Source organism: Streptomyces sp., from assembly GCF_031178505.1.
Lineage (GTDB): Bacteria > Actinomycetota > Actinomycetes > Streptomycetales > Streptomycetaceae > Streptomyces > Streptomyces gulbargensis.
The window spans coordinates 1-2237 of the sequence record NZ_JAPSIW010000949.1; the positions used below are offsets into that span (position 1 = coordinate 1).

2 protein-coding genes and 1 pseudogene are annotated in these 2237 nt (G+C 74.0%); 1 reads left to right on the forward strand and 2 read right to left on the reverse strand.

Features of this window, described 5'->3' with window-relative positions:
* Positions 1-106: 106 nt before the first annotated feature.
* Together RIF68_RS34900 and RIF68_RS34905 are read right to left on the reverse strand one after the other, a co-directional pair.
* On the reverse strand, positions 107-1099 hold the full coding sequence (locus RIF68_RS34900) for a hypothetical protein (protein ID WP_309055549.1): 993 nt from the start codon (positions 1097-1099) through the stop codon (positions 107-109).
* 112 nt (positions 1100-1211) lie between these two features.
* Positions 1212-1982 carry an IclR family transcriptional regulator gene (locus RIF68_RS34905; protein WP_309055551.1) on the reverse strand — a complete coding sequence of 257 codons (771 nt, stop codon included), beginning with the start codon at positions 1980-1982 and terminating at the stop codon, positions 1212-1214.
* A gap of 94 nt (positions 1983-2076) precedes the next feature.
* Here RIF68_RS34905 and RIF68_RS34910 point away from each other — a divergent pair.
* Positions 2077-2237: pseudogene (locus RIF68_RS34910) on the forward strand (aldehyde dehydrogenase (NADP(+))); the annotation flags it as partial.

Genomic DNA, 2237 nt, shown 5'->3' on the forward strand with positions numbered 1-2237 from the left:
ACGACGGTGCCGACCAGCCAGTACGGCATGAACAGCGCGCCGCCCAGGATCAGATGCAGCCACCGCAGGCGGGCCCGCTGCCCGAACAGGAGGTCCACGCACCGCCTCACGCCTCGGCGCTCCGCCGCCGCAGGAGGACGGCCACGCACGCGGCGAACAGGAACCCGGTGATCATGTCGCCAGCGTAGGTCAGGCGGCTCAGCGCCGTGACCGCCGTGTCCGGACCGGTCTCCGGCAGCAGCGAGACCAGCGACATGTAGGCGCCCCAGCAGCCGGCCGCCGCCGAGGCGGTCCAGGCCACGGCGAGCGTGGAGCGCACCCGCCACCGGGCCGGGCGGCGCAGCACGAGGAGCAGGGTGGCCGTGACGGCGAGGACGAGGAAGGCGAGCCGCTGCGTCTCCAGGACGTGGAAGTCGGCGTCGCGTCCGGCGATCTGCGCCGGGGACAGCCCGGTGTCGGCGCCGCACAGCCACAGCAGGTGGACGCCCGCGGGGAACAGCGCGAGCAGCGCGCCGGCCGCGGCGGCGGCCCGGACCCCGGGCCCGCCGAGCCGGGCGGACAGGCCACCGAGCCGGCCGCGCCACACCCGGCCCCAGCGGTCCCTGGCGTACAGCGTGAACAGGGTGCCGAGGGCGATGCCCTGGAGGATGAACCCGCCGTGGACGACGGTGAACACCCAGGGCTTCAGGAATGGTTCGCTCGGCGCGGCGGCCCGCTCGTCGCCGGTGAGGACGGCCACGAGGAGCTGCGCGGGATAGCCGGTCATGATCGGGACGAGGAGGCCGGTCGCCGCCCACATCGGCGGCGTGAGCAGCCAGGCGGGCACCCGCCGGCCCCAGGCCTGGGTGAGCAGCAGGGCGAGGACCACCACGAGGACGTCGGCGGCCACGGTGACCGCGTTGACGGCGGCCAGCAGTCCCCTGTTCTCCAGGAGCACGCTCCCGGCCGGGATGCCGGTCTCGCCGCCGGCGATCCAGACGGCCTTGAGCGAGACGTACGGGACGCAGGCGGCGACCGCGAGCGCGCGCAGCGCCCGGCGGGCGGGGCCCGGGCGGGTGCCGGGGGAAGGGGCGGCGGGGGTGAGGGACTGGCTCGTCATGGCTCCACGCTCCCGCGCCGGGCCGGCCCGAACCTCCTGCTCGCCGGTGAACCGCCTCCGCCGGACGGGGGAGACGGCTCTGCGACCCCCAGGGGCGGCGGGCGCCTGCGGGTCAGAGGCGGCGGGTGGCGAGGGTCAGCCGGTCCCGGGCGTCGAACAGCGCGTCCTTGATCATCTGCTCGTGGGCGGGGGTGAGGCGCGCCACCGGCACCGAGCAGCTGATCGCGTCCCGCGCCGGGGTCCGGTAGGGGATCGCGACACCGAAGCAGCGCAGCCCCAGGGTGTTCTCCTCGCGGTCCACCGCGAAGCCCTGCTCACGGATGACGCCCAGCTCCTCGATGAGGCGCTCGCGGTCGGTGATCGTGTGCTCGGTCAGCGCGGGCAGGGTCTCCGGCAGCAGCTTGCGCACCTGCTCGTCGGTGTGGGTGGCGAGCAGCGCCTTGCCGAGCGAGGTCGAGTGCGCGGGGAGCCGGCGGCCGACGCGGGTGAACGGCCGCAGATAGTGCTGGGACTGACGGGTGGCCAGGTAGACCACGTTGGTGCCGTCGAGCCGGGCCAGGTGGATGGTCTCGGTGGTGTCGTCGGAGAGCCGGTCCAGGGTGGGGCGGGCGGCGGCCACCACCTCGTCGCCGTCGATGTACGAGGTGCCGACGAGCAGGGCGCGGACGCCGATGCCGTACCGGGTCCCGGTGGAGTCGGTCTCCACCCAGCCCAGCTCGACCAGCGTGCGCAACAGCATGTACAGGCTGGACTTGGGGTAGCCGACGGCCTCCTGGACGGCGGCGAGCGAGTGCATGCCGGGGCGGCCCGCGAAGTATTCGAGCAGCTCCACGGTCCGCACCGCGGACTTCACCTGTGCCCCACCCGCGTCGGCAGTCGCCATGACCCTCGCCCCTCTTCCGTTGTCCGTATAGAGTCCCGCACAGATGCGTTCATCTACGGGAACTGTGTTCAGAATAGCGAACAGGGGCGTAGTGGTGGCAGCAGAACCAGTGTGGAGTGTGGACCCCAGGACGGGGAAGCCGCGCGAACAAGTCGCCGTCGAGGCCACGGCGGGGGACGTCGACCGGGCCGTACGCGCCGCCCACGGCGTCCGCGACAGCCTGGCCGACCGGGCCGTACGGGCCGTCCTCCTGCG